We start from the raw sequence: 22,804 nt of genomic DNA on the forward strand, positions 1-22,804 counted from the left end.
TATGGAGCTCGTCTGCATTGGCCTGTCCCACCGTACGGCGCCCCTGGTGGTGCGCGAGCGGTTGGCCCTGTCCGAGACGCGTCAGGTGGAGGTGCTCCAGCGGCTGGCCCAGTCGCCGGTGGAGGTGCTCTGGGTGTCCACTTGCAACCGCGTGGAGGTGTATCTGTCCGCGCCGGACGGGCTGGTGGCTCGGGAGCGCGCGGTGATGGAGCTCCAGGCGCTCGGCGGTGAAGAGGCGTTGGAGCACCTGTACGAGCACCGCGGCGAGGCGGCCCTCATCCACCTGTTCCGCGTGGCCTCCAGCCTGGACTCCATGGTGCTGGGCGAGGCGCAGATTCTCGGGCAGGTGAAGGACGCCTTCGAGCGAGGGCAGGGCGCGGGGGCGGTGCGGGGTGAATTGACGCGGGCGTGCGCGGCGGCGTTCGGGTGTGCCAAGCGCGTGCGCACGGAGACGGCCATCGGCCGCGCGGCGACGTCCATGGCGTCCGCGGCGGTGCAACTGGCCAGCAAGGTGTTCGACGGCTTGAAGGGCAAGACGGTGCTGGTCGTGGGAGCGGGGGAGATGGGAGAGCTGGCGGCGCGCCATCTGCAGCAGGCGGGCGCGACGAAGCTGTTCATCACCAACCGGACGTTGGCTCGCGCGGAGGCGCTGGCGACGGAGGTGGGTGGGGTGGCGCGTCCCTTCGAGGAGCTGTTCACGCTCCTGGGCGCCGCGGACGTGGTGGTGTGCAGCACCGCGTCGCCCGTGCCCCTCTTCACGCGGGAGAACGTGAGCGCGGTGGGCAAGGGGCGCAAGGGCCGGCCGCTGTTCATGGTGGACCTGGCGGTGCCTCGAGACATCGACCCCGGGGTGGGCACGCTGGACTGGGTGCACGCCTACGACGTGGACGACATCCAGAAGTTTGTCGCGGACAACGCGGCCGCGCGCGCCGAGGAGGCGCACAAGGCGGGCGTGCTGGTGGCGCAGGAGGTGGCTCGCTTCGTCAAGGAGCGCGCGCTGCGCGAGGGCATGCCCGTGCTCGCGAGGCTGCGTCAGCGCGCGGAGGCGATTGCCCGCACGGAAGTGGAGCGCACGTTGACGGCGTTGGGTGACGGGCTGACGGACAAGCAGCGCAAGAGCATCGAGGCCATGGGGCGCGCCATCGTGAACAAGCTATTGCATGAGCCCACCTCGCGACTGCGCGCCGTGGGGCCGGAGGGCGAGGGCAACCGGCTGGCGGGTGCCGCCGCGGAGCTGTTCGGTCTGCTGGAGGCGGAGCTCGAGGCGGCGGACGCGGCTTCTTCCGCCCTGGCCCCTGTTCCACAACAGGTCGCCACGGGGGCGAAGCGATGAAGTCCGTGCGCATCGCCACCCGACAGAGTCCGCTGGCGCTCTGGCAGGCGCGTCACGTGGGAGCGCTCCTGGCCGCGCATCATCCCGGCCTGGAGGTGTCCTTCGTGGAGATGACCACCGAGGGAGACCGCTTCCTGTCCGCGCCGCTGTCCGCAGTGGGCGGCAAGGGTCTGTTCGTGAAGGAAATCGAGCAGGCGCTCATCGACGGTCGCGCCGACCTCGCGGTGCACAGCCTGAAGGACATGACGTCCGAGCTGCCGGAGGGCCTGGTGCTCGCGGCGGTGCCGACGCGCGAGGATCCTCGCGATGCCTTCTGTGGCCTGGAGGGACAGACGTTGGACTCGCTGCCTCAGGGCGCGCGCGTGGGTACGTCGTCGCTGCGTCGCAGCTGCATCCTGCGCTCGCGTCGGCCGGACCTCGAAATCGTCAGCCTGCGTGGCAACGTGCAGACGCGGTTGCAGAAGACGAAGGAGCTGGGGCTCGCGGGCGCGGTGCTGGCGTACGCGGGACTCAAGCGTCTGGGCCTGGAGGGTGTCATCACCCAGGTGTTGTCCACCGAGGTGAGCCTGCCCGCGGTGGGGCAGGGTGTGCTCGCCATCCAGTGCAGAGGTGCCGATGCGCGGGTGTGTGGGCTGCTTGCCCCGCTGGAGGATGCGACGACTCGGGTGGCGGTGACGGCCGAGCGCGCGCTGCTGGCGAAGCTCGAGGGGGGATGCACCGTGCCGCTGGCGGGGCACGCCACGGTGTCCGAGGGCATGGTGCACCTGCGCGGACTCGTGGGCCGGCCGGATGGCGCACGCGTGGTGCGAGGCGAGGTCCGTGGGCCCGTGGCACAGGCGCGGGAGCTGGGCGAGGCGCTGGCCGAGGACTTGCTGTCGCAGGGCGCGGCGGACATCCTGCGTGATTTCGCTCGCCGCCCGGACGCCCGGCCCTAGACTGTCGCCCGCGTGGAACGGCGACTGGAAGGCATCCGAGTCTTGGTGACGCGCCCGCGTGAGCGGGCCGAGGAGCTGTGTTTTCTCCTGGAGGACGAGGGCGCGGAGGTGCTCAGCCTGCCGCTGCTGGAGTTGCGTCCTCCGGAGGACCCTCGGCCGCTGGCGTCCGCCGCCGAGCACATCCAGCGCTATCGCTGGGTGGTGTTCGCGAGTCCCTCCTCGGTGGACGCGCTGATGGATGCGCTGCGCGAGGCGGGCACGGCGCAGCGGCTCACCCGCGTGAAGCTGGCGGCGGTGGGGCCTCGCACGGCGCGCGCCGTGAGGGGTTATGGCCTGGACGTCGCCGCGGAGCCGGATGATGGGACGGGGGAAGCGCTCTTCGAGGTACTCAAGGACGCGCTCCAGTCGGGTGACGAGGTGTTGTTGCCCGCGGCGGAAGAGGGACGGCGCGAACTCGAGGATGCATTGCGAGACGCGGGCGTGCTCGTCACCCGCGTGACGGCCTATCGCTCTCTTCCAGCGGAGCTTTCGCCAGAGGCGCTGGAGCTGCTCGCCGGTTCACCGCCGGACGTCGCGGTGTTCGCCTCGCCGCGCACCGTCGAGGCCTTCCTGGAAGCGGCGGGTCGCGAGCGGCTGGGGCCCGCGCGAGTGGTGGCGATTGGCCCCACCACGGCGTCCGCACTGGAGCAACTCGGTCTGCCTGCCACCGCCGTCGCGGAGAAGCCCACGCCCGAGGCGCTGGTGGATGCCACGGTCCGAGCGGTGCGGGGGTAGCTCACGGGAGTTGGCCTCGGCTGTCGCGGAGCGTCCTCGGCCCGAGTCGTGGGTGGATGCCACGGTCCGCGCTATGTGCGGGTAGCCCGGGGGATTCGGCCTTGCCCGTCGCGGGAGGCGGCCCCGCTTGAGTCACGGGTGTGAGCCTCCGCGCCGTTCGCGGGTAGACTGTCCTTCCCGTCGACGTCCGGGCGAATGCGTACCCGGGGATGGTCGACGTGGAGGGGTCTTCGATGATTCGGGGTTCGCAGCGGAGCGCCGTCGTACTCGGGTTGTTGTTGTCCGTCACCGCGGCGGCGCAACAGGTGTTGGAATACAAGGACCTGGGCCACCGGGTGCTCAGCACCCCCGCGGACCCCTTCGTCTTCTACGTGGACGGCCGCCAGGCACAGCCCGCGGGCAATGACCTCAACCTGGTGGTGGCCGCCAGCCGCGCGGCGGCCCAGACGTGGCAGGTGAGCTGCTCGTGGCCGACCTTCTCCTTCCCCCAGGACGGTGGCGTGGCCACGACGGGCTCGCCCATGGCGAACGTCAATGACCCCACCGACCGCTTCAACGTGGTGCCCGTCTGGGTGACGAGCGCGAGCGACCCGCGCTACACGGACACGCTCAATGGCGGGGACAGGCCCTCCGCCGCGCGTCCACTGACCTTCAGCGGCTACGTGTACCAGTGCGACATCTTCCTCAACGCCGTGGACTTCACCTGGTCCACGCTGACGCCCACGCCCGCGGGCCAATACGACATCCAGAGTGTGCTGACGCACGAGATTGGCCACTGCCTGGGCCTGGGCGACTCCTTCGAGGCCATTGGCGCGGTGATGTTCTTCGACATTCCGAGGGGCGAGAGCCGACGCCAGCTCGCGGACTACGACAGGACGGCGCTGTGCCGCTTCTATCCGAAGACGGGCGCCGTCGGTTCGCCCTGTGACAGCACCGCGTGCACCACTGGCCTGACGTGTGTCACCGCTCCGTCCACCGTTTCTGGCGCGGACCTCAAGGTCTGTGCGAAGGGCTGCTTCGGCAGTACCTCCGGCGAGTGTCCGGCCCCCTATGTCTGTCGCGAGTCCACGGCGGTCTCCGGGTACACGCGGGCCTGTCTGCCGGCCCTGCCTGACGGAGTCACCCCCGTGGGCCGCGAGTGCACGCCTGGCCCGAGAAGCTGCGGCAACACGAATGGCGACTGCATCGCCCCGGTGGCCCCTCCGTCTGGCAACGGCGAGTTCGACCGGTGGGACAATGGATACTGCACGGAGACGTGCAGCGGCTCCGGTTCGTGCCCCGCGGGCTCGGAGTGCTCCAACGTGGCCGGGCAGGGCTCCATCTGTCTCAAGGACTGTACGCCCGGTGGCAGTGACTGCCGCCCTGGCTATACCTGTGAGACCCGGCCCGAGGGCGACCTCTGTGTCCCCGGCTGCTATGGCGACCTGGACTGTGACAGCAACTCCGTCTGCCGGACGTGTGACCGTGTCTGTGTTCCGAAGCAGACGGCGGGCAAGCAGGTGGGCGATGCGTGCGCGGCGAACGCCGAGTGCGGCACCAACCAATACTGCCTCTTCGCGGAAGGGGGCACGCAGGGCGTGTGTGCGCAGCAGTGCTCCGTCTCGGCGTGCGCCTGCCCGGGTGGAACGTCGTGCCAGGTGGTGAACAAGGACGGTGAGCGAGCCTGCGTCCGGGCGTGCTCCACCAGCTCGTGTCCCTCGACGCTGCGGTGTGGCGCGGTGGAGCAGGGGAGCTCCGCCTGCCTGCCTGTCTGTCTTTCCAACCAGGACTGCGCGCCCAACATGCTCTGTGCTTCCGGGGGCACCTGTTACGATCCGCTGGCGCGGCCCGACGCCGGCCCGTGCACGCTGTGCAACGATGGTGGCACCCAGCCGCCACCGCCCGTGGACGCGGGGCCTCCTCAGGGCAGCGTCAATGGTCCGGATGGCTGTGGTTGTACGGGTGCTCCTGTCTCGGCCGCGGCATTCCTGGGTGGATTGGTCCTGCTGCTGCTGGTGGCGGGAAGGAGACGGACTTGGCACAAGCAGTGAGCGGCTCTGGCAACCCTCCCGCACGGAGCCGGGATGACTTCACCACGCTCTTCGTGCTGGAGGCGTTGGTGGGGCAGGGGCTGCTGACGGCCCAGCAGGCCCAGGAAATCCTCGCGAAGGAGGGGGCCGCGCGAGCGCGAGTCCTCAAGGCGCAGACAGCCGCGAGTGGCAAGGAGGCCGCGCGCTACGACGTGTCGCCGGTGGAGGTGGTGGCGGCCTTCCAGGTGCCCCTGGCCAGTGGCCGGGGCGTGCTGGACGAGGACCGCGTCACGGAGGCCGCCGCGCGCGCCGCGGGCATCGCCTACCGGAAGATCGACCCGCTCAAGCTGGACATGACGCTTGCCACGCGAACGGTGTCCCGGCCGTATGCGCAGAAGCACGTGTTGCTTCCGCTGGAGCGTACGGCGCAGGGGCGGTTGTTGGTGGCGGTGGCCAACCCGTTCGACCGGGAGCTGTTCGAGAGCTTCCATCGCCTCACCAGTCTCCCAGTGGAGCCGGTGCTGAGCTCGAAGGCGGACATCCTCAAGTCCATCTCCGACATCTACGGCTTCAAGAGGACGCTGGCCCGCGCGGCGGATGACTTCAGCGTGGCGGCGGGTGGGGGGCAGCTCTCCAACTTCGAGCAGCTCGTGTCGCTCAGCGGCACGCAGGAGTTGGAGGCGTCGGACCGGCCCGTGGTGCAGGCCGTGGACTATCTGCTGCGCTACGCCTTCGACAACCGCGCTTCGGATATCCACATCGAGCCCAAGCGGGCCACCAGTGTGGTTCGGTTGCGCATCGACGGTGTGTTGCACCCGGTGTACTCGTTGCCGGCGCAGGTGCATCCGCCGATTGTGTCGCGCGTGAAGATGCTCTCGCGCATCGACATCTCCGAGAAGCGCAAGCCCCAGGACGGGCGTATCAAGACGGAGCGGGACGGGCGTGAGGTGGAGTTGCGTGTCAGCACGCTGCCCACGGCCTTTGGCGAGAAGGTGGTCATCCGCATCTTCGACCCGGAGACGCTGGTGCAGGACATCGCCCAGCTCGGGTTCGAGCCGGACGAGAAGAGTTCCTTCGAGTCGTGGATTGACCAGCCCCACGGCCTCATCCTCGTCACGGGGCCAACGGGCAGTGGCAAGACGACGACGCTCTACTCAGCGCTCAAGGCGCTCGCGGGCCCGGACGTCAACGTCACCACGATTGAAGACCCTATCGAGATGGTGTGGGACGCCTTCAATCAGGTGCAGGTGCAGCCCAAGCTGGGGCTCGATTTCGCGAGCGCGCTGCGCCACATCCTGCGGCAGGACCCGGACGTCATCATGGTGGGTGAGATTCGTGACCAGGAGACGGCGGAGAACGCCATCCAGTCCGCGCTCACCGGACACCTCGTCCTCTCCACGTTGCACACCAACGACGCGCTGGGCGCCGTGGCGCGCATGAGGGATTTGGGCGTCCCGTCGTTCCTCCTGGCACAGAGCTTGTTGGGCGTCATGGCCCAGCGTCTGCTGCGGCGCGTGTGCAGTCATTGCGCGGAGGAGGCGACGCTGACTCCAGATGAGCTCCTCGCGCTTCAGGCGCCGCTGCCCTTGTTGCCGGGTGGGGTGCGCCTGCTGAAGGGGGCGGGCTGCGTGCGCTGCCGAGGCACCGGCTACGTGGGCCGCACGGGCGTCTTCGAAATCGTCACCACGAATGGAGAGCTGCGCGAGCAGATTTCACGCGAGGCTCCCTACGAGAAGCTGGTGGAAGTGGCTCGGCGCGGAGGCATGCGCACGTTGCGCGAGGCCGCCGTGCGCAAGCTGGCTCAAGGGCTCACGGCTTTCGACGAAGTGGTGCGCATGACTTCGGCGTGAGGCAGGGCGTGGACAGGACTCTCGCTGACAGGGTGGGAGTCCTGCGGCCACCTGTATCTGACTTGACAGGAATTGCGCCAGGTCATGCATGCGAGGACGGCTCGAAGCGGCATGGTGTATGGTTTTCTGAAACAGTCAGCGTTGGGTTTGTGTTGGCTGGTTCATCTAGTATTGCTCCACTCCGCGTGTCCTGATGAGCCATCCAAGACCCGTGTCTTTGTGGGCCCTGGCTGAAGTCCCGTCACCTCATGTGGGCTCGGAGTCACTCCAATGACGCTCATCGAAGTTGAACTGTTCACGACGCCCGGCAACAACGCAGTGATTCGTCTCCCAGGACGCCGTTTTCCCGGCGTCGTCATCCAGGGAGACACGCTGCATTCCATGGTGATCACCACGTCCGAGGCCCTCTCGGCCCTGATGCAGGGGGACACCTCGACTGCTCAGGAGCTACTTCAAGAGTCGGTCGAACAGCTTCGGGATGCTCAGGAGCGCTATGCGGCTGCGCTCCAGGAGCATGGCCTCGCGCTGCCGTATTGATGGGCTGGTCGAGCCACACCGGGATGAAACGACAACGGCCCGGTCCCCCGCGAAGGGAACCGGGCCGCGATGTCTGCTCAACCGAGCGAACGCCTAGAAGCGCGCCTGCAGCAGGGTGTTGAAGCCCAGCGCGTGCGGCTTCTCGAACGTGGCCTGCGCCACGCCCGTGATGTCGTCCCGGAACGTGGTCCGGTTGGTGTCGTACGTGTAGTAGACCTCGCCCACCGCCGCGACGGAGTCGGACAGGTCCCAGCGGAACGTCGCCTTGGCGGAGTAGATGGGCTCCGCGCCGCACGCTCCCGAGCCACCGCACGTCTCCGGCAGGATGCTCAGCTGATTCACGTCACGCACCACGACGGTGCGCGTGCCCACCAGGTTCGGCGGCGGGTTGTTGCCACCGAGCAGCGACGTCGGGCTGCGGAACGACGCCGGACGCTGGATGCCGAAGATGAAGCCCGGCGTGAAGTGCAGCGCCGGCAGGTGGTAGTCCGCACCCAACGCCAGGAAGATCTCCGGGTTCAGCTCCGTCCCCTCGGGGAAGTCCTGGAACGGAGGGAAGCCCGGCACGTCGAACTGGATGTACGAGAGGCTGCGGTACAGGCCGAGCAGGCTCAGGCGCAGGAAGCCCAGCTTCGCGCGGGCCTGCAGCGCCAGCGCCGTGGCGCCCTGGGGCTCCGTCGCGCCGAACTGGTCCGGCTTCTCCAGCGTCTGGGACAGGTAGCTGCCTTCCAGCGACACGGAGTAGGACAGGCCACCCGGGTACTTCTCCGGAGCGAAGAAGCGCTCGTAGATCTCCGGGTCGTTCTTGTAGAGCCGGAAGTCCACGCTCGTGCCGACGGGCACGCCCACGTGGTAGACGACCTGCGCGGACACGCCCGCGGCGTTCACCGGCGCCTCCACACCCAGCGTCGCGAGCCCGGGGACCAGGCCCTTCTGGAAGTAGCCGCCGCCCGCCTCGACGCGCAGCGTCTCCAGGATGTCCACGCCCGCGCCGGCCATCACGCCGTAGAGCGTCTCTTCCTCGAGGACGAGCTCGTTCTGCACCAGCGCCGTCTTGCCGCCCACGTACGCGTACCACCTGTCGCGGGTGATCTGCAGCTTGGCACCCGGCACGCCGTTGGTGGCCGAGCGGGTGGTGAACACGCCGCTGCCGCCCCAGGAGATGCGGTACGCATAGCCCAGCCGGAAGCGGTCCGCGGACACCGGGAAGCCCACCAGCGAGATGCCTTCCTTCTCACCCCAGCCCGGGGGCTGGTAGTTGAGCCGGATGTAGCTGGAGTTGTCCTGGATGGCGACCTGACCGCTCGGGCGCTCCAGCACCAGCAGCGTCAGGGCCGCCTCCGTCGTCAGTCCCTCGAAGAACGCCGGTGCCCGCTTGTAGAGCACGATGTTCGACAGCGACTCGAAGCCGGAGAAGCGCGTGTTGAAGTTGTCGTAGAACTGGGTGTTCTGGTTGCCCGCGCCAAACCGTGCGTTGGGGCTGTTGGGCGTGGTTTCACCCGAGCCCGCGAGCACGTTGTCGTCCGCGAACACGAACGACAGACGCGTGTCCACGAAGTCACTGGCCCAGGCGGGCACACTCAGGGAGATAAGGCCGGTCAGGGCCAGCTTCTGCAGCGTTTTCAATGTCCCTCTCCACGGAGCGCCCGCTTGGGTTCGCTCCTCCCTGCACCCCGGTGACCCGGGGCGCGAGTTTCGTCAAAAGCCTACGGATTCACGCAAGGTTCGATGGGACGCGGGCACTCCATGCCCGGGCCAGGGTAGCAGCAGAGGTCGTCCTGATCTCGGGGCAGCACAATCCAGCGAGGCCGAGCCGCGCTGACGTGGCGCAGATGGCCCACGATGTCGAAGGTCGCTCCATGCAGGAACCGGCACTGCTCGGCGCGCTCCGCGTCGGCATCCGTCTCGCTGCAGTTGACCACCAGGTCCGGTACGGCGTCCTTGGTCACCAGGTTGATGCGGGTACGCGGGTGCTGGCTCACCTTGCAACTGGCCGAGCCGTTCACCGCGTCCTGCACGGAGACCCACACGAACAACTGGTTGTCCTTGAGCGTGTGCTCCAGGCGCGTGGCCGCGGCCAGGGCGACGTTGGTCGCCACTCCGGGCACGCTGCTGCCGCCGAACCGCACATTCACGGCCTTGTCGCACCAGATGTTCACCGTCACGCCCGTGGTGTAGGCGTTGGAGGAGCGCGTCCACGCCTCGGTGGCGGGGGACACGGGCGGCAGCGCGTTGAGCGCGTGCAGTCGGCCGTTCACGGTGGCGTCCAGGCCCGCTTCGGCGGCGCCCGTCGGGTTCATCTCCACCACGAACTGGCCGAAGTTGTCGTAGGTCGTCTTCTCCGCGCAGATCTGCCCACGGTACTCGCCCAGGCCCAGCGTGCAGTCGACGTTGCACTTACGCTCGGGGACGTCCGGGTCATTGGGGTCGTCCTCGCCGCAGGCGCCGAAGACGTTGGTGCGCGGGTCGGGACAGAAGAAGGGCACGCTGTTGTTGCCGTTGGCGTCGCAGCTCCGGAAGACCTGCGGGAACTTCACCCGGCGAATCTTCACCAGCGAGGACTCCAGGCCCTCCATCTTGTAGTTGCCGTAGCTGTAGCCGCACATCACGTCCGTGATGTAGGGCGAGCCGCTGAAGCCGCACAGCCGGCCGTTGATCTCCGTCGGCGGCGCCAGGGCCAGGTACTTGTTCCACTCGGCCTGGGGCAGCAGGCGGACCTTCTCGCGGATGCTCCACGAGGGGAACGTCAGCTGCGTGGTCGCGGTGAACTCCTGCACGGAGCCCGCGATGGACCACAGCAGGTCGCCCGGATCCAACCCTTCCGGGAAGGAGTAGTTGTAGATGTAGAGGGCGTTGAAGCGGCCTGGGAAGAAGCCCGAGGGCTCCGCCGTCTGGGTGTTGGCGCCGGGGATGCTTCCCTCGCGCACGCGGCACGCCGTCAGGTCCGTCACGAAGAAGCCGCCCGGGTCCGTGCCCGTCACCAGCAGCGTCACCGGCTGGTTGTAGTTCGGGTCGTCCGGCTCGCAGTTCTGGATCAGCGGCGAGCCCGCCTCGGGCGCGCGACCAATGCGCATGAACGTGCCGTTGTACGCGGTGAGCTGGTCGCTGTTCTGCGGCACCTGCACCGTGGAGATGGTGGGCTCCTCGAAGTGCATGGAGCGCGACAGGCCGGTGGAGAAGGTGCGCGTGGCGGGCTCCTCGGGGAGCTCTCCGGCGACGACCTCACCCTCGGCGTAGTCGACCTGGACGGGCTCGTCCTCCACCCACACGTGGGCTTCACCGTAGAGCTGCGCGCTGCGCACGGTGCCCGTGCCCTTGCCATTGGTGAGCTGCACCCACCGGTAGCGATAGGGGCCGGTGAGGTTTCCCGGGACGGTGCGGAAGGAGACGGGGCCGTTGAACGCATCCATCGGCTGGCCCTTCACGTCCACCGCCTGGATATCGAAGTCGATATCCACCGGACCGCGAGGCATGGCCAGGCGGCAGTCCGGGGTGCCACGCAGCTCCATGGGCACGGCGGCCTGGGTGCCACCGTGCTGGGCAACGCAGCTGGCCACCACGGGCAGCGACGCGCGCGGATTGGAGTCCGCGACGTAGAAGCCCTTCACGGTGACTTCGAACGACGCGAGGCCCTTCGGCTGAGGCGACTCCTCGGTGTAACAGCCGACCAGGGCCAGCGCCGACAGCAGCATGAGCTTCTTCATTACTTCACCCTCCGGCCAATGCGGCCGTCTTCCACGGCGTCGGCGATGGGCATCGCCGTCGGGTTCGTGCAGAAGTTGCGCAGCTGCTGCGTCACCGTTCCGCACACGGGGTTGATTCCACTCATGACTTCGCGGCAGTCACACCGGCCGGTGAACGGGCCCGCGGAGACCGCGCAGGCGGCCTGGGCCTCCAGGGCGGTGGTGACGTCGGGGATGTTGCAGCCATCCGGGTTGTAGCCCCGGGCCGCCAGATCTCCGCAGGTGCAGGTGCCCACCTGCTTGGCGGCGATGCAGGCCGCGCGGGCCTGGTCGGGGTTGGTGACGGAGGCGACACCGCAGCTCGACGGGTTGTAGCCGTTGCGCAGCAGGTCCTCGCAGGAGCAGCTCCCCACCTTGGCGGACAGCTCGTTCTCATAGTCCTGCATCTCCCGACAGGAGGCGCGCAGGCGATCATTGATGACCCACTGGCCGTTCACCAGCGAGCCACAGCGCTGCCCGTCAGCCCGGTTGCCACGCGTCGCGTAGCCCGCGTTGATGTCGTCGCAGGTGCAGAAGTCCTGCATGTAGCCGATGAGCGAGTCGCGCAGGGAGATGCCCGTCTCCTGGCGCGTGGTGTTGCGCTTGAGCACGTTGAAGCCCGAGCCACCCTTGGCGATGTAGTCGTTCACCGCCACGCGGTAGGTGCCGAACGGGTTGAGCGGCTTGCCGCCCACCACGATGTTCGTGCCGGGGTGGGCGTAGCAGCGGCCCGTCGTGGCCGAGGTGCTCGTGTCCTGGATGCACTGCCAGGGGGCGTGGCCTTCGCGGTTGTCCGGGGGGCAGTCCGCGCCCTCCAGCGAGAGCTTGCACTCGACGCGCAGGTCGTTGATCTGCACCTGGGCGCAGTCCATGGTGAAGCTGGCACCGGAGATCTGCGCCTGACTCACGCAGCCACGCTCGGAGGAGCGCTCGGCCACGAAGTCGAACATCTCCTGCATCTCCTTGCCCGACAGGTACATGATGTTGATGGTGTTCTCGAACGGGAACACGTTGAACATCGACTCCTGGGACACGACGCCGGAGTAGAGGTTGTCGCGGATGCCCAGCGAGTTGGTGAGCGCCATCTGCGCGTCCACGCGGCGACGCTTGCGCATCGAGTCCGCGGCGATGTTGCCCAGCGGCGAGTCGCCACCCGTCGAGTTGTTCCGGCGCGTCACGTCCGTGGGCGCGTACGCGAAGATGTTCGTGAGCTGCAGCTTCATGTCCATCCCGATGATGTAGGGCTGGAGCAGGTGCGTCGTCTGCCGGTCCTCCTGCTCGCGGCAGGCGTCGATGGCCGCGCGCACGGCGGGGGTCTGGATGAACTGGCCGTCCTCCCAGAAGATGTTGGAGTCGTAGCGGTAGCGGCGCATGGCGTCGTCGCACCAGAGCCCGTCGATGGGGAACACGCGGTAGTCCTGGCTGAGGACCTCGCCGCCTTCACCCGTGCCGAGCACGTCCGGCATCTTCACGACCAGCTCCAGCCGGCCCACGTACTTGGAGAAGGCGCCAGAGTGCGCGAGCACCACCTTGCGGCCGCTCGGGTCCGCCAGCAGCTGCGGCGGGTTGAGCACCACGTGCAGGTGGCCGCCCATGATGACGTCGACGCCGGAAACGCCGGGGACGAACACGCGGACGACCGAGTTCTCGTTGCCCTCCGGACCGAACCACTCCAGCACCTGCCAGGGGCTGTCCTCGCGGCGGATGAAGCTGCGGGCGCGGCCGTACTCGTAATAGGCCTCGTAGCCCTGGACGACGTCCTGGTCCTCGGTGAGGCCCAGGTGGCTGACGAGGACGATGAGGTCCGTCACCGGCCGAAGGAGCGCCACATAGGCGCGGACGACCTCGTTCTGCTCCAGGGGGGTGACCTGCAGGCTGTTGCCACCCTCGACGATGGAGTTGAGCGAGGAGATGTTGGCCATGCCGACGATGCCCACCCGCAGGCCCTTGATGTTGCGGATGGTGTACGGCGAGGTCTCCAGCCCCGTCTCGTTGCTGCCGTTCTGCCGCCAGTCATTCCAGTTGTAGTTGGCGGCGAGCAGCGGGAAGGTGGCGTTCTGCTTGGCCTGCTGCGTGAAGTTCAGCGCGCCGGCGTCGAACTCGTGGTTGCCCACCACCGCGGCATCCAGACGTGCCTGCGACAGGAAGCGGAACTCCACTTCACCGTTGTTGAGGTTGAAGATCGGAGCGCCCTGGAAGCAGTCGCCCGAGTCGACGTGCATCACCCGCTCGCCCCTCGCGCGCTCGCGCTTGAGGATGGCGGCCATGCGCGTCGCGCCACCGAAGGGACCGGCCTCGGGCACGAGGCCCAGGTCCTGGTCCGTTTTCAGCGGAGCGAAGTCATACGGGATGAGCCGGGAATGGATGTCCGAGGTATGAAGGAGCGTGAGGCGCACCTCCTGCCCCTCGAGGTGGTAGTCCTGGCCCTCCACCACTGGCATGCATGAGGCGGTGGCCAGGGCACTAAGAAGGCCGAGCAGGAGGCGACGCATCAGGAAGAATCCGTGTTTCGGTAGGACGTCGGGAGTAAAGCGCGCGCAAGGTACGGTATCGGACACGGGCGGGCAAGCTACGCCGCCATGGCATTCCTACTCGCACACCTTGACCGTTCAACTCCAGGAGAGCAGGCAGACATGCGGCAGAGCCATTCCAGTGTGACTGACATCGAGATCATCGAGGATTTCTCGGCCACGGCGCGCTGCGACGAGGGTTTCCTCCGAGTGAAGCGCCTGCGGTGTCGCAATCGACGCGCGGACGGCTCTTCCTCGCCAGTCTACCGGGTGGACGTGGTGGACAGGCCCCGACTCGATGCGGTGTCGGTGCTCGTTTATCGACGCGGTGCGGCGGGACTGGAGGTGTTGACGCGGATGAACCTGAGGCCCGCGGCATACTTCCGGAAGGATCAGCGGGACGCGATGACGGTGCCGGACCCCGGTGCGGGCTACCTGCGGGTGGAGGAGATCGTCGCGGGGTTGCTGGAGCCGGAGGACAAGGGTGAGGAGGGCCTGCGGCGCCGCGCGGCCGAAGAAGTCCGCGAGGAGGCGGGCTACGCGGTGCGCCCCGAGGACATCCAGTTGCTGGGGGGCTCGTTCTTCCTGGCGCCGGGCATCCTCTCGGAGAAGGTGTTCCCCTCTGCGGTGGACGTCACGGACGTGAAGCAGGAGGAGCCGGAGGGGGATGGGTCGCCCCTGGAAGAGGGGACGCTGCTTCAGTGGCGGACGCTCCAGGAGGTCCTCGACGCGTGCCGGCGCGGTGACATCCCGGATGCGAAGACGGAGGTGTCGCTGACGAGGCTGCTCGCCCGACTGGGCTGAGACATGTCCGTGGGGTTTCTCGCGGGCCGCGTGCCAGGGTAGGGTGCGCGGCGTTTCCGCACTCCACTGACGAGGTCGCTGCATGTCGTCGCTGCCCCCGTGGCTGGCCAACCTGTTGCCCATTCTCATCCTGCTGGGGGCCATCTCGCTCGTGCTGGCCCGCCTGCCCAAGGTGGAGCTGGGTCACACGGACGCGTTCCGTCGCCGCCGCTTCTTCAACTGGTTCCCACTGGGGATGACGTACGCGTTCCTCTACATGGGGCGCTACAACCTCAACGAAGCCACCAGCGCGATGAAGGGCCACACGTCCAACGCGGACTTCGGCACCATCTTCTTCTGGGGCACGCTCGTGTACGGCTGCGCCTTCCTGCTCAACGGTCCGCTGACGGACCGGCTCGGCGGGCGGAAGACCATCCTGCTGTCGGCCGCGGGCTCGTCCGTGGCGAACGTGCTGATGGGCATCGTCGTCTACAAGGTGCTCACGGACGGCTGGCAGCCGCCGGGTGGAATCGTGGGGACGCTGTCGTTCCTCTACGCCGTCAACATGTACTTCCAGAGCTTTGGCGCGGTCTCCATCGTCAAGGTGAACGCGTCCTGGTTCCACGTGCGCGAGCGCGGCCAGCTGGGCGGCGTGTTCGGCATCCTCATCTCCCTGGGCGTGTACTTCGCCTACGACTGGAGCCGTTTCATCGCCAAGGCGGCGCCCACGTACTGGGTGTTCTTCGTGCCCGCCGCCATCCTCGCGGCCTTCGTGGTGGTGGACTACTTCGTCATCCGCGACACGCCCAGCCACACGGGTCACCCGGACTTCGACACCGCGGACGCATCCAGCGGAGAGTCCCAGGCGGGCCTGGGCGTGTGGCCCGTCTTCAAGAAGATGATCACCAACCGCACCATCATCATCATCCTGATGGTGGAGTTCTGCAGCGGCTTCATGCGCAACGCCATCATGCAGTGGTACCCCAAGTTCGCGAAGGCGACGGGCATCGCCGACGGTTTCGTCGCGGCCAACTGGGGCATGCTGCTCTGCGTGGCGGGCATCACTGGCGGCATGTTCGCCGGCGTCATCAGCGACCGCGTGTTCGACTCGCGCCGGGGTCCTGTCTCCGCGGTGCTCTACGCGGGCATGAGCGTGGGCGCGGTGGCCACGCTGTTCCTCCTGGGCAGCCCCGCGCTGGGGTGGACGGTCATCTTCATGTCCCTGTGTGTCATCGGCGTGCACGGCATGTTGTCCGGCACGGCCAGCATGGACTTCGGTGGCAAGAAGAACGCGGGCCTCGCGGTGGGCATCATCGACGGCGCGGTGTATGCGGGCACGGCGCTCCAGTCGTTGCTGCTCGGGCGCATCCTGCCGGCGGGGGAGGTGGCCAAGGACCCCCACAACTGGGGCAACTGGCCCCTGGCCATGCTGCCCCTGTCCTTCGCGGGCCTGCTGCTGGCCACCAAGGTCTGGAACGCCCGGCCCCAGTCCAAGGCCGCCCCCGCCTCGGGCGCTTCCGCTGTCACGCAGACAGTTGCAGCTCCCAAGACTGGTACCGGGGGCTGAGCCCCCTGTGGACCGCTGGACGTCACGGGGGCGTCACTCCCCCGTGACAGGGTTGTAACGTAGAGTGGCGGTGTGTCCCAGGCACCCGCACCGCTCCATAGCCGCTTCGAGGTTCACGACCGGAAGCAGTTCGAGATCAAGCTCGAGTACCAGCCCTCGGGCGTGGACGAGACGCGCTACCTCGTGGAGGCGCATCTGTTCCTCCCTGGCAGCTTGAACATCGACCAGGAGACGTACCCCCGCGCGGACTTCTACGCGGACATCCACAACTACGTGCGCTTCAAGACGCCGGTGATGGCGGTGCAGGAGCTGCTCTCGTCGGACACCTCGCCGCTGGTGCGGCTGGAGGCGTGGCTGCGCACGGGGTTGGGCTCGGAGCGGGACGTCGTCTACCAGGCGAAGCTCCTGTCGTGCGTGCTGCGCGGGGCGCTGCGGCGCTTCGCCACGGGCGTGGAGTCCCGCTGCGAGGGGCCGGTGGCGCTGCCCACCGACGCGTGCGCGACGCTGGAGTCGGAAGTCGTGGCGATGCAGGCGGGGGTGACGCAGGTGCTGGCGCGCTTCCGTCAGTGGCTGCGCTCGGTGGGGGAGCTGCGCCTGCAGGAGCGCTCCCGCGCGTCGCTGCGGCTGGTGGACGAGTACGTGAGCCTGTTGGTGGAGAACGGCTTCCGGCGCTCGGTGGCGGACATGAAGTCGCTGCCGCGCGGAGAGCCGTGGCTGGGGCTGCGCAAGGGGCTGATGGAGGCGGTGCTGCGCGAGGAGTCCTACCGCAAGGAGCACCGGCTGCGCAGCGTGCTGAGCCCCACGGGCGACAACGAGGAGTACATCCAGCGGCTGGGCATGCTGAAGAAGTTCTGCATGAACGTGCTCTTCCTGTCCTCGCGCCGCCTGCAGAAGCGGCAGGGGTGGGAAGAGGTGCTGTTCGCGCTGGCTGCGGGCATCGCGATGGCGTTCGCCACGGCGGTGGCGCTGTGGGCGCAGATCCGCTTCACCCAGGTGAGCCTCAACTTCTTCCTCATCGCCGTGGTCGGCTACATGATGAAGGACCGCATCAAGGAGGGCCTGCGGCGGCTGTCGAGCCGCGTGGCGGCCACGCACCTGTCGGACCGCACCGCGGACCTGGTGGACCCGGTGACGGGGCGCACCATCGGCAGGTGCGAGGAGCGCGTGGACTACGGGCCCAAGGTGCCGGACTCGGTGGCGGCGCTGCGGCACCAGGACGACTTCCTCACCGTGTCCCAGGGCGAGCTGACGGAGACGGTCATCCGCTACCGCAAGCACATCATCCTGGACGCGCGCCTCCTGCCGCGCTCGGACCGGGGCCTGTCGGGCGTCACGGACATCCTCCGGCTCAACGTGGAGCGCTTCCTGCGGGACATGGACGAGCCCGAACTGGCGCTGGAGTACGTGGACCTGGCGGACCTGTCGGTGGGGCACATCCGGGGCGCCAAGCGCTACCCCGTGGACGTGGTGTTCCGCTTCACGGTGGAGGAGGAGGAGACGGACCGCCGCCAGGAGAGCACGCAGCTGGTGCGGCTGGTGCTGGACCGCAACGGCATCCAGCGCATGCTGCGCTTCGCGGACACGGCGCCGGGCGCGCCCCCTGGCCCCATGCCCTGGCAGTCAGCCGCCTGACACAGGCGGTTTCGGCGGCACGGGCGGGCGCGCGCGGGTAGTCTTCGCCGCGCCCATGGCCCACGAAGACTTCAAGAAGCGCATCCGCGACGACTGGCGCGACAGCCTGAACGCCATCCTGGCTCGGGCCCGCTCCCTCGGCGAGCGGGCGGTGCTGGCGTTCGACCTGGACTCCACCCTGCTCGACAACCGGCACCGGCAGGCCCGTATCCTCCGGGAATATGGCGAGGCCCAGGCCGTGGCGAGCCTCGCCGCCTGTGGCCCCGAGCACTGGACCTCCGGCTGGGACATGCGTGACGCGATGCGTGCCTGTGGCCTGGAGGAAGCCCAGGTGCAGGCCCACTTCCCGGAGGCCCGCCGCTTCTGGGGCGAGCGCTTCTTCACCAGCGAGTACTGCGAGGTGGACGAGGCCATCGACGGCGCGGCGGCCTTCACGCACGCCGTGGTGGCGACGGGCGCGCGGCTCGTCTACGTCACCGGGCGCCACGAGGGCATGCGCGAGGGCTCCGTCGCCTGCATGCGGCGCCACGGCATGGCGGTGCCGGACGACGCGCGGGTGCTGCTCTTGATGAAGCCCACGCTGCGCGAGGACGACGACGCGTTCAAGCGAGAGGCGCACGCGAGGCTGGGTCGGCTGGGCACCGTGGTGGCCGCCTTCGACAACGAGCCCACCCACGCCAACGACTACCGGGTGCGCTTCCCCGAGGCCACCGTGATTCACCTGGCCACGGATCATTCCGGTCGACCGGTGACGCTGTTGGACGGCATCATCAGCGTCCCGCATTTCACCCTCGTTTCCTGACGCACCGCGCCTGGAACACAGGTGCGGCCCTGAGGGGTTTGAAAGGCTTTGAAGTCCCCCTGCCGCGCGCTATGAGGCGCACGGCGTTTGCCGCCCCGGGTGAGGAGGGGCGGACAGCATGGAGGCACCCGCGGTGGCCAGCCCGTACTCGAAAGACTTGCTGTTGACGATGTACCGGAAGATGTACCTCATCCGCCGTTTCGAGGAGCGCGCGGGCCAGCAGTACACGCTGGGGAAGATCGCCGGCTTCTGCCATCTGTACATTGGCCAGGAAGCCGTGGCGGTGGGCCCCATCGAGGCCATCCGGAAGGAAGATTACATGCTCAGCGCGTACCGCGACCACGGCCAGCCCCTGGCGCGCGGCAGCGACGCGGGCATGGTGATGGCGGAGCTGTTCGGCCGGGGCACCGGCTACAGCAAGGGCAAGGGCGGCTCGATGCACATCTTCGACATCGAGCACCAGTTCTACGGAGGCTACGGCATCGTCGGCGGGCAGATTCCGCTGGCGGCCGGCATGGCCTTCGCCAGCCGTTATCGCAACGAGGACCGCGTGACGGTCTGCTACTTCGGCGACGCGGCGGCCAACCAGGGCGCGCTCCACGAGACGTTCAACATGGCGTCGAAGTGGAAGCTGCCGGTCATCTACATCTGCGAGAACAACCGCTACGGCATGGGCACGGCCATCTCCCGCACGTCGGCGGTGCCGGAGATCTACAAGCGCGCCGCCGCCTACGACATGCGCGGCGAGCCGGTGGACGGCATGGACGTGCTGAAGATGTACGAGGCCGTGAAGGACGCGGCCGCGTGGTGCCGCGCGGGCAAGGGCCCCGTGCTGCTGGAGGCGAACACGTACCGCTTCCGTGGCCACTCCATGGCGGACCCGGCGACCTACCGCTCCAAGCAGGAGGTGGAGGAGGAGCGCAAGGGCGACCCCATCCCCAAGCTGCGCGACTACGCCATCAAGAACGGCCTGGGCGCGGACGCGGACTTCGAGCGAATCGAAGAAGAGGTGAAGGCGCAGGTGGACGCCGCGGTGAAGTTCGCGGACGAGTCTCCGGAGCCGAGCCTGGAAGAGCTGTGGCGCGACACCATCGTCGAGCCGGGTGAGCCGGACGTGCGTCCCCGTGAGCGGGTGCTGGGCACGAAGGTGACGAACTGGCCGTCGTACCCGAGCGGCCAGGAGCTGAAGGTGACATGGGACCTGGAGCCGCGTGAGCAGGCGGAGCTTGCGGACAAGAAGGCGGGCCTGACCCGCTAGTCCCCCCGCCCCCTGACCAAACCAACCTTTTTGATTTCGAGTCGGAGCCGACGATGCCCGAGTTGATGTACCGCGAGGCCCTGAACCAGGCGCTCGCCGAGGAGATGGAGCGCGACGCCAACGTCTTCCTGATTGGCGAGGAAGTGGGTCGCTACAACGGCGCCTTCAAGGTGTCGCAGGGGCTGCTGGACAAGTTCGGGAGCGCGCGCATCATCGACGCGCCCATCTCCGAGCTGGGCTTCGGCGGCATGAGCGTGGGCGCGGCCATGGTGGGCCTGCGTCCGGTGGTGGAGATGATGACCTGGAACTTCGCGATTCTCGCGATGGACCAGATCGTCAACAACGCGGCCAAGCTGCGCCACATGTCCGGCGGTCAGCTGCGCTGCCCCATCGTCTTCCGGGGACCGGGCGGCGCCGGTGGCCGGCTGTCCAGCCAGCACAGCCAGGCGCTGGAGTCCAACTACGCGCACTTCCCGGGCCTGAAGGTGATTGCGCCCGCGACGCCCGCGGACGCCAAGGGGATGCTCAAGGCGGCCATCCGCGACGAGAACCCCGTCATCATGTTCGAGGGCGAGCGGCTCTACGCGCTCAAGGGCGAGGTGCCCGAGGGCGAGCACGTCGTGCCGCTGGGCAAGGCGGACGTGAAGCGCGAGGGGACGGACGTCACCGTCATCACCTGGAGCCGCATGTATTACTTCTGCATGCAGGCGGCCGAGGAGTTGGCGAAGGAGGGCATCAGCGTGGAGGTCCTGGACCTGCGCACGCTGCGGCCCCTGGATGAGGAGGCCATCCTGGCGAGCGTGCGCAAGACGAACCGCGCCGTCATCGTCGAGGAGGGCTGGGCGCTGGCGGGTATCGGCGCTTCCGTGGTGGACATCATCCAGTCCAAGGCGTTCGACGAGCTGGACGCGCCGGTGGAGCGCGTGACGGGGCTCGATGTGAACATGTCCTATGCGGCGAACCTGGAGAACGCGACCCAGCCGGACGCGCCCAAGATCATCGCGGCCGTGAAGAAGGTGTTGTACCGCCAGGGAGCCTGACCCGTATGGCCACGCCCATTCAAATGCCGAGCCTCTCCCCGACGATGACGGAGGGGAAGATCGTCAAGTGGCTGAAGAAGGTGGGGGACAAGGTCTCCTCCGGTGAGGCACTCGCCGAGCTGGAGACGGACAAGTCCAACCTCGAAATCGAAGCCTACGACGACGGCTACCTGCTTCAGATTCTCGTCGGCGAGGACCAGTCGGCCCCCGTCGGCGCGCCCATCGCCTATATCGGCGCGCAGGGCGAGAAGGTGGCGGCGGGTGGCGCTCCCGCGCCCAAGGCCGCCGCGCCCGCCCCCGCTCCCACGCCTGCTCCCGCCGCGAAGGTCGAGGCCCCCGTGGCCCCGGCCGCCGCTCCCGCGACGGGCGGTGGTCGCATCGCCATCCAGTTGCCGAGCCTCTCCCCGACGATGACGGAGGGGAAGATCGTCAAGTGGCTGAAGAAGGTGGGGGACAAGGTCTCCTCTGGCGAGGCGCTCGCCGAGCTGGAGACGGACAAGTCCAACCTCGAAATCGAAGCCTATGACGAAGGGACGCTGGCGGAGATCGTCGTCGGGGAGAACCAGTCGGCGCCCGTCGGCTCGCCCATCGCCTACCTCACGCCCAAGGGTGGCAAGGCCGCCGCTGCTCCGACTCCGGCCGCCGTGCCGAAGCCCGTCGAGGCCGCCGCGCCCAGGCCCCCAGCGCCCGCCGCACAGGCCACGCCTGCCGCGTCGGCACCGGTGGCCTCCGGAGGACGACGCGTCCGGGCCAGCCCGCTGGCGAAGAAGATCGCCAAGGACCGGGGCCTGGACATCGCCCAGGTGCAGGGCTCCGGCCCGTCGGGTCGCGTGGTGAAGCGCGACATCGAGGAGGCGCTGGCTCGGGGCGTGAAGGCTCCGGCGGCCGCTCCCTCGGCGCCCGCCGCGCGCAAGGCTCCGTCCGCGGCGACGGTGGCCCGGCCCGAGGCGCGGTCCGAGCCGCTGTCGTCCATGCGCAAGGTCATCGCGCAGCGGATGACGGAGGTGAAGCCCGGCGTGCCGCACTTCTATCTCACCCTCGAGGTGGAGATGGATGCCGCGGTGAAGGTGCGCGAGGAGGCGAAGGCGATGGAGCTCAAGGTCTCCGTCAACGACCTCATCGTGAAGGCCGTGGCGATGGCCGTGCGTCGCTACCCGAAGATCAACGTCTCGCTCCAGGGGGACCAGGTGGTCCACCACGGCTCGGTGGACGTGGGTATCGCCGTGGCGCTGGAGCAGGGGCTCATCACGCCCGTCATCCGCGACGCGGACACCAAGGGGCTCCAGGCGATCTCCACGGAGGTGCGTGAGCTGGCGGAGCGCGCCCGCAAGCGCGCCCTCAAGCCCGAGGAGTACACGGGCGGCTCCATCACCGTGAGCAACCTGGGCATGTACGGCATCGACCAGTTCGTCGCCATCATCAACCCGCCGCAGGCGTCCATCCTCGCGGTGGGCGCGGTGGCGGACAAGGTGGTGGCGCGGGACGGGCAGATGGTGATTCGCAAGATGATGACGGCGACGCTGTCGTGCGACCACCGCATCATCGACGGTGCCATCGGCGCGGAGTTCCTGCGGGAGCTGCGCGGCCTGCTCGAGCACCCGACGCGGCTGCTCTTCTAGGCCGTTCTCGTGGCCCGCTCCTCGTCGTGCCCCATTCTCAGGGGCGCACGGGAGCGGGCCGCTTCGTCACTGGCGCGTCGGCTCTTCGCGGCGCGCTTCCTCTTCCAGTCGTCGCTGCTCGCACGTCACGCTCGCCTGCTGCTCGCGGCTCGTGCCCGTGGGCAGGTCATGCTCGTCTCCCAGCGAACGGCCCCTCATGCCCGGCCAGGGCTCGGGGCGCGTGGCCTCTACGTGTTCGATGTGCTCCACGTAATCACTGTCACTGGCCGCATTGCGCGGCACGTCGTCCGGCTTGTCCTGGTGCGCCATGGCGCTGTCCTCCTGGGGGTGGAGACTCGTGCGGAGTCCCTCCGTCAACGGTGTGACGCGAGGCGATAGGCGTCCACCCCGAGGCCCCGCCGCAAGGCCCGTTCCCTCGCTTGCTGAGCAGGCA

Annotated in this window: 16 protein-coding genes and 1 pseudogene; 13 read left to right on the plus strand and 4 right to left on the minus strand. The window is 68.4% G+C overall.

What is annotated here, in order from left to right; genetic code table 11:
- The first annotated feature begins 1 nt into the window (after position 1).
- The 6 genes from hemA to HUA74_RS14150 all read left to right on the plus strand — a co-directional run bounded on the left by hemA (position 2) and on the right by HUA74_RS14150 (position 7,438).
- Positions 2-1,333, plus strand: coding sequence for a glutamyl-tRNA reductase (hemA, locus tag HUA74_RS14125; protein ID WP_174454964.1), 1,332 nt, complete (start codon positions 2-4; stop codon positions 1,331-1,333).
- Complete coding sequence (hemC, locus tag HUA74_RS14130) at positions 1,330-2,268, plus strand: hydroxymethylbilane synthase (RefSeq protein ID WP_174454965.1); 939 nt, start codon at positions 1,330-1,332, stop codon at positions 2,266-2,268. The genes hemA and hemC overlap by 4 nt, the downstream gene beginning before the upstream one ends.
- Positions 2,269-2,310: 42 nt before the next feature.
- Positions 2,311-3,042: a uroporphyrinogen-III synthase gene (locus tag HUA74_RS14135; RefSeq protein WP_217443447.1), complete on the plus strand. Its 732-nt coding sequence runs from the start codon at positions 2,311-2,313 to the stop codon at positions 3,040-3,042.
- Positions 3,043-3,275: 233 nt separating this feature from the next.
- Positions 3,276-5,072 carry an adhesin gene (locus HUA74_RS14140; protein ID WP_174454967.1) on the plus strand — a complete coding sequence of 599 codons (1,797 nt, stop codon included), beginning with the start codon at positions 3,276-3,278 and terminating at the stop codon, positions 5,070-5,072.
- Positions 5,057-6,901 carry a GspE/PulE family protein gene (locus tag HUA74_RS14145; RefSeq protein ID WP_217443448.1) on the plus strand — a complete coding sequence of 615 codons (1,845 nt, stop codon included), beginning with the start codon at positions 5,057-5,059 and terminating at the stop codon, positions 6,899-6,901. Before HUA74_RS14140 ends, HUA74_RS14145 begins: the two co-directional genes overlap by 16 nt.
- A gap of 270 nt (positions 6,902-7,171) precedes the next feature.
- On the plus strand, positions 7,172-7,438 hold the full coding sequence (locus HUA74_RS14150) for a hypothetical protein (protein WP_174454968.1): 267 nt from the start codon (positions 7,172-7,174) through the stop codon (positions 7,436-7,438).
- A gap of 93 nt (positions 7,439-7,531) precedes the next feature.
- On the opposite strand, the gene HUA74_RS14155 is transcribed toward HUA74_RS14150, so the two are convergent.
- The 3 genes from HUA74_RS14155 to HUA74_RS14165 form a co-directional block, all read right to left on the minus strand.
- A complete protein-coding gene (locus tag HUA74_RS14155; protein WP_141644744.1) occupies positions 7,532-9,064 on the minus strand; it encodes a hypothetical protein in 1,533 nt (510 codons plus the stop codon).
- A gap of 80 nt (positions 9,065-9,144) precedes the next feature.
- Positions 9,145-11,142, minus strand: a complete 1,998-nt coding sequence (locus HUA74_RS14160) for a hypothetical protein (protein WP_141644743.1) — start codon at positions 11,140-11,142, stop codon at positions 9,145-9,147.
- Complete coding sequence (locus HUA74_RS14165) at positions 11,142-13,652, minus strand: bifunctional UDP-sugar hydrolase/5'-nucleotidase (RefSeq protein ID WP_174454969.1); 2,511 nt, start codon at positions 13,650-13,652, stop codon at positions 11,142-11,144. Before HUA74_RS14165 ends, HUA74_RS14160 begins: the two co-directional genes overlap by 1 nt.
- A gap of 141 nt (positions 13,653-13,793) precedes the next feature.
- Between HUA74_RS14165 and HUA74_RS14170 the strand changes: the two genes are divergently transcribed.
- The 7 genes and pseudogenes from HUA74_RS14170 (at position 13,794) to HUA74_RS14200 (ending at position 22,371) form a co-directional block, all read left to right on the plus strand.
- A complete protein-coding gene (locus HUA74_RS14170; RefSeq protein ID WP_141644741.1) occupies positions 13,794-14,474 on the plus strand; it encodes an NUDIX hydrolase in 681 nt (226 codons plus the stop codon).
- An 82-nt stretch (positions 14,475-14,556) separates the two neighbouring features.
- Positions 14,557-16,020 (plus strand): MFS transporter, encoded by a 1,464-nt coding sequence (locus HUA74_RS14175; RefSeq protein ID WP_174454970.1) that lies wholly within the window; start codon positions 14,557-14,559, stop codon positions 16,018-16,020.
- Positions 16,021-16,092: 72 nt separating this feature from the next.
- Positions 16,093-17,652, plus strand: a complete 1,560-nt coding sequence (locus HUA74_RS14180; RefSeq protein WP_141644739.1) for a hypothetical protein — start codon at positions 16,093-16,095, stop codon at positions 17,650-17,652.
- Between the two features lie 55 nt (positions 17,653-17,707).
- Complete coding sequence (locus tag HUA74_RS14185) at positions 17,708-18,454, plus strand: hypothetical protein (RefSeq protein WP_141644738.1); 747 nt, start codon at positions 17,708-17,710, stop codon at positions 18,452-18,454.
- A 133-nt stretch (positions 18,455-18,587) separates the two neighbouring features.
- The gene (gene pdhA / locus HUA74_RS14190; RefSeq protein ID WP_141644746.1) at positions 18,588-19,712 is read left to right on the plus strand and encodes a pyruvate dehydrogenase (acetyl-transferring) E1 component subunit alpha; all 1,125 of its coding nucleotides are present in this window, start codon (positions 18,588-18,590) and stop codon (positions 19,710-19,712) included.
- A gap of 44 nt (positions 19,713-19,756) precedes the next feature.
- Positions 19,757-20,752, plus strand: a pseudogene (locus tag HUA74_RS14195) (pyruvate dehydrogenase complex E1 component subunit beta); the annotation flags it as partial.
- 5 nt (positions 20,753-20,757) lie between these two features.
- Positions 20,758-22,371, plus strand: coding sequence for a pyruvate dehydrogenase complex dihydrolipoamide acetyltransferase (locus HUA74_RS14200; protein WP_174454971.1), 1,614 nt, complete (start codon positions 20,758-20,760; stop codon positions 22,369-22,371).
- Positions 22,372-22,437: 66 nt separating this feature from the next.
- Here HUA74_RS14200 and HUA74_RS14205 read toward each other — a convergent pair whose 3' ends face one another.
- Positions 22,438-22,680: a hypothetical protein gene (locus HUA74_RS14205; RefSeq protein ID WP_141644735.1), complete on the minus strand. Its 243-nt coding sequence runs from the start codon at positions 22,678-22,680 to the stop codon at positions 22,438-22,440.
- Positions 22,681-22,804: the final 124 nt, after the last annotated feature.

The sequence above is a fragment of the Myxococcus sp. CA051A genome, assembly GCF_013336705.1.
Lineage (GTDB): Bacteria > Myxococcota > Myxococcia > Myxococcales > Myxococcaceae > Myxococcus > Myxococcus llanfairpwllgwyngyllgogerychwyrndrobwllllantysiliogogogochensis.

Coding starts and splice junctions, on each gene's coding strand:
- hemA (WP_174454964.1), top strand. CDS start 2: ATGGAGCTCGTCTGCATTGGCCTGTCCCACCGTACGGCGCCCCTGGTG.
- hemC (WP_174454965.1), top strand. CDS start 1,330: ATGAAGTCCGTGCGCATCGCCACCCGACAGAGTCCGCTGGCGCTCTGG.
- HUA74_RS14140 (WP_174454967.1), top strand. CDS start 3,276: ATGATTCGGGGTTCGCAGCGGAGCGCCGTCGTACTCGGGTTGTTGTTG.
- HUA74_RS14150 (WP_174454968.1), top strand. CDS start 7,172: ATGACGCTCATCGAAGTTGAACTGTTCACGACGCCCGGCAACAACGCA.
- HUA74_RS14160 (WP_141644743.1), bottom strand. CDS start 11,142: ATGAAGAAGCTCATGCTGCTGTCGGCGCTGGCCCTGGTCGGCTGTTAC.
- HUA74_RS14165 (WP_174454969.1), bottom strand. CDS start 13,652: ATGCGTCGCCTCCTGCTCGGCCTTCTTAGTGCCCTGGCCACCGCCTCA.
- HUA74_RS14170 (WP_141644741.1), top strand. CDS start 13,794: ATGCGGCAGAGCCATTCCAGTGTGACTGACATCGAGATCATCGAGGAT.
- HUA74_RS14175 (WP_174454970.1), top strand. CDS start 14,557: ATGTCGTCGCTGCCCCCGTGGCTGGCCAACCTGTTGCCCATTCTCATC.
- HUA74_RS14185 (WP_141644738.1), top strand. CDS start 17,708: ATGGCCCACGAAGACTTCAAGAAGCGCATCCGCGACGACTGGCGCGAC.
- HUA74_RS14200 (WP_174454971.1), top strand. CDS start 20,758: ATGGCCACGCCCATTCAAATGCCGAGCCTCTCCCCGACGATGACGGAG.
- HUA74_RS14205 (WP_141644735.1), bottom strand. CDS start 22,680: ATGGCGCACCAGGACAAGCCGGACGACGTGCCGCGCAATGCGGCCAGT.